This window comes from uncultured Thermomonas sp., from assembly GCF_937872235.1.
GTDB classification, from domain to species: domain Bacteria; phylum Pseudomonadota; class Gammaproteobacteria; order Xanthomonadales; family Xanthomonadaceae; genus Thermomonas; species Thermomonas beijingensis.
Genome location: NZ_CALMPC010000072.1, coordinates 1 through 3,103, shown reverse-complemented (window position 1 = coordinate 3,103; position 3,103 = coordinate 1). Strand labels below are relative to the sequence as shown.

The 3,103-nt window shown below is 60.2% G+C and carries 5 protein-coding genes; 2 read left to right on the top strand and 3 right to left on the bottom strand.

Going from position 1 to position 3,103, the window contains the following annotated elements; translation table 11 throughout:
* Together QWB57_RS06180 and mutT are read left to right on the top strand one after the other, a co-directional pair.
* On the top strand, positions 1 to 398 hold a 398-nt coding region (locus QWB57_RS06180), incomplete at its 5' end, for an SEC-C metal-binding domain-containing protein (protein ID WP_288968794.1).
* A gap of 36 nt (positions 399 to 434) precedes the next feature.
* The gene (gene mutT / locus QWB57_RS06175; RefSeq protein WP_324296354.1) at positions 435 to 821 is read left to right on the top strand and encodes an 8-oxo-dGTP diphosphatase MutT; all 387 of its coding nucleotides are present in this window, start codon (positions 435 to 437) and stop codon (positions 819 to 821) included.
* A gap of 4 nt (positions 822 to 825) precedes the next feature.
* Here mutT and coaE read toward each other — a convergent pair whose 3' ends face one another.
* From coaE to QWB57_RS06160, 3 genes are all read right to left on the bottom strand, one after another.
* Entirely contained in the window at positions 826 to 1,437 is a 612-nt protein-coding gene (coaE, locus tag QWB57_RS06170; RefSeq protein ID WP_288968793.1) for a dephospho-CoA kinase, read from the bottom strand.
* A 118-nt stretch (positions 1,438 to 1,555) separates the two neighbouring features.
* Positions 1,556 to 2,419: an A24 family peptidase gene (locus QWB57_RS06165; protein WP_223625866.1), complete on the bottom strand. Its 864-nt coding sequence runs from the start codon at positions 2,417 to 2,419 to the stop codon at positions 1,556 to 1,558.
* Between the two features lie 15 nt (positions 2,420 to 2,434).
* Positions 2,435 to 3,103, bottom strand: a 669-nt coding sequence (locus QWB57_RS06160; RefSeq protein WP_288968791.1) for a type II secretion system F family protein, incomplete at its 5' end; no start/stop codon positions are given.

Sequence of the window (3,103 nt, the reverse complement as noted above, 5' to 3'; positions counted from 1 at the left end):
AGGAACACCTGGCGCGCATGGACTACCTGCGCCAGGGCATCCACCTGCGCGGCTATGCGCAAAAGCAGCCCAAGCAGGAATACAAGAAAGAAGCCTTCGAGCTGTTCTCCGAGCTGCTGGAAAAGGTCAAGCGCGAAGTGATTTCGCTGTTGGCACGCGTGCGTATCCGCAGCGAAGAAGAAGTGGCCGCTGCCGAAGCACAAGAGCGCGCACGCGCCGAGTCGATCAACCGGCAGATGCAGTTCCAACACCCCGATATGGGTGGCATGGGTGCCGACGAAGAAGCCGCAGACGTGCGTGTGCAGCAAGCGCTGGCATCCGGCCAAGTAGGCCGCAACGATCCGTGCCCCTGTGGCAGCGGCAAAAAATTCAAGCATTGCCACGGGCAGCTTGCGTAAAGGGGGTGCCCCGGATCGGGGCGCATTTTGGCGCGGATGAAACAGCTTCACGTTGTCGCCGCCATCTTGCGTGATGCAGATGGCCGCGTGTTACTGGCCCAACGCACCGACGCGGAACATGCGGGCTTGTGGGAATTCCCCGGTGGCAAGGTCGAGCCGGGGGAGACCCCGGAGGTGGCGCTGGTACGTGAATTGCGTGAAGAGTTGGGGATCGACGCGGTTGTCGGTAACGCGATCATCCGTGTACATATGCAGCAACCTGAAAAGCACTTGCTGCTGGATGTGCGCGAAGTCAGTTTTGTCGGTGCACCACAAGGCCTGGAGGGACAGGCACTGGCGTGGGTCGCACCGGACACACTACGCGACTACCCGATGCCGCCAGCGGATCTTCCTGTGGTGGACACATTGCTGCGCGGCAATTGAGACCTCAAGCGGCGGCCAATCGACGATATAACTGATCGAGTGCCAAGACTTGTGCGTCCAGAACAGCTAATGCGCCATCATTGACCAGCACGTCATCGGCAATCGCCAAGCGCTCCTGGCGCGTGGCTTGCGCGGCGATCATGCGCTGCGCCAAGGCAGCATCACTACCGTCGCGCTGCTGCAGGCGCGCCAATTGCACAGTGACGGCCGCGTCCACCACCAAGATGCGATCCAGCCACGGATAGGCACTACGACCACCACTTTCGGCAAGCAACGGGATGGACGCGATAGCATAGGTCGAACTCGCCATCTGGCAGGCATCAGCCAATGCGGTGCGTACGCGCGGGTGGACAATCGCCTCCAGGGCCTTGCGCGCCGCACTCTCGGCAAACACGCGTTGTCGCATCGCCGCACGATCCAGACTGCCATCCGCGGTCAAGATGCCGCTGCCAAACGCAGCCACCACTTCGGCCAAGCCATCGCTACCTGCAGCCACAGCTTCTCGTGCAGCGGCATCAGCATCGGCGACGACGATATCCAGTGCACGAAATCGCGCTTCGACCGTACTTTTGCCGGAGGCGACACCGCCGGTAAGGCCGATGATGTATTCGCTCATGCGTGCATTATGTGGTGGATTCCATTCGCATGGCGTGCTCCTGCGGTTGTGGATGCGCTGCCGAGTCTGCACAAGCGCGGCCGCCAAGCCAGGGCACGTTCCCGCTGGGCTGCGCTTGCTACGCCAAGCCGGCGAGCCGCATGTACCAGCCCACTAGGTCGTGCCCCCAAAAGAAACTGATCCAGCCAGCAAGCGCCAGATACGGACCAAACGGAATGGGAGTGGCCTTGTCGCGGCCTTTGACCGCCAGCCAGATCGAGCCGACGACGGCCCCGATGAACGACGACAGCAAGATGGTGGGCAGCACCCCTGCCAAGCCCGTCCACGCGCCCAGCGCAGCCAGCAGTTTGAAATCGCCGTGCCCCATGCCTTCCTTGCCGGTGAGCTGCTTGAATACCCAGTACACCGACCACAGGCTGAGGTAGCCCGCCATCACCCCCAGCATCGCGGATTTCTGCCCGACGTACAGGTTTTCCACGGCCGCAATCATGCCTAGCCATAACAGGGGCAAGGTCAACTGGTCAGGCAATAGTTTGGTGCGGAAGTCGATCCCGGACAGCGCAATCAGATAGCCGGTCAACAGCATGGCGCCAAAGCCCTTCCAGCCAAACCCAAATTGCCAGACACAGGCCAGAAACAATACGCCGGTCAGCAGCTCCACCAGTGGATACTGGATCGAAATCGGAGTCTTGCAGCCCCGACATTTGCCACCTTGCAGCACCCAACTCAGCAGCGGGATATTCTCGTACCAGTGCAGCGGCTTTTTGCATTTTGGGCAGTGCGAGCCCTCCACCACGATGCCGGGTGGCGGGGGGTCGTACAGTTCGGGTTCGTCCAGGATCTCGCGGGCGTCGCGCTTCCACTGCCATTCCAGGCGTGCGGGCAGACGCAAGATCACCACATTGAGGAAACTACCCACCAGCAAACCAAGCCCGGCTGCGGCGGGATAGCCGAAGCCGGGGTGCGCATCAAGGAAGGCCATCGCGTCGCAAGTCCCTTACATCACCGTCATCGCGATCTTGAAGATCGGCAGGTACATGGCCACCACGATCGAGCCGACCAAGCCACCAATGATCACCATCACCATCGGTTCGATCAGGCTGGACAGCGCATCCACCGTATTGCTGACCTCTTCCTCATAGAACTCGGCGACCTTGTACAGCATGGTGTCGAGTGCGCCGGCCTCTTCGCCGATCGCGGTCATCTGCACCACCATATGCGGGAACAAGTTGACCTGCTTCATCGCGACATTGACCGGGTAACCCACTGCAACGTCGTCCTTCATCTTCATGACGGCCTGTTCATACACCATGCTGCCGGTGGCACCGGCCACACTGTCCAGCGCCTCCACCAGCGGTACACCGGCCTTGAAGGTGACCGCCAAGGTACGCGCAAAGCGGGCAATGGCCGACTCGTTCAGCACTTTGCCAATCACGGGAAGCTTGAGCATCATCCGATCCACGGTGTGCTGCAATTTGGTCGATCGCTTGTAGCTGTAAATGAAGAAGCCGATACCGCCGGCAACGATGATGCCAATCAGCCAGAACCACTTGACAAAAATATCCGATATGCCGAACACCAAATTTGTAAATGCAGGCAACTCAGCCCCGAAGCTGCTGAATGTTTCCTTGAAGATCGGCACCACATAGACCATCAACACCGCGCA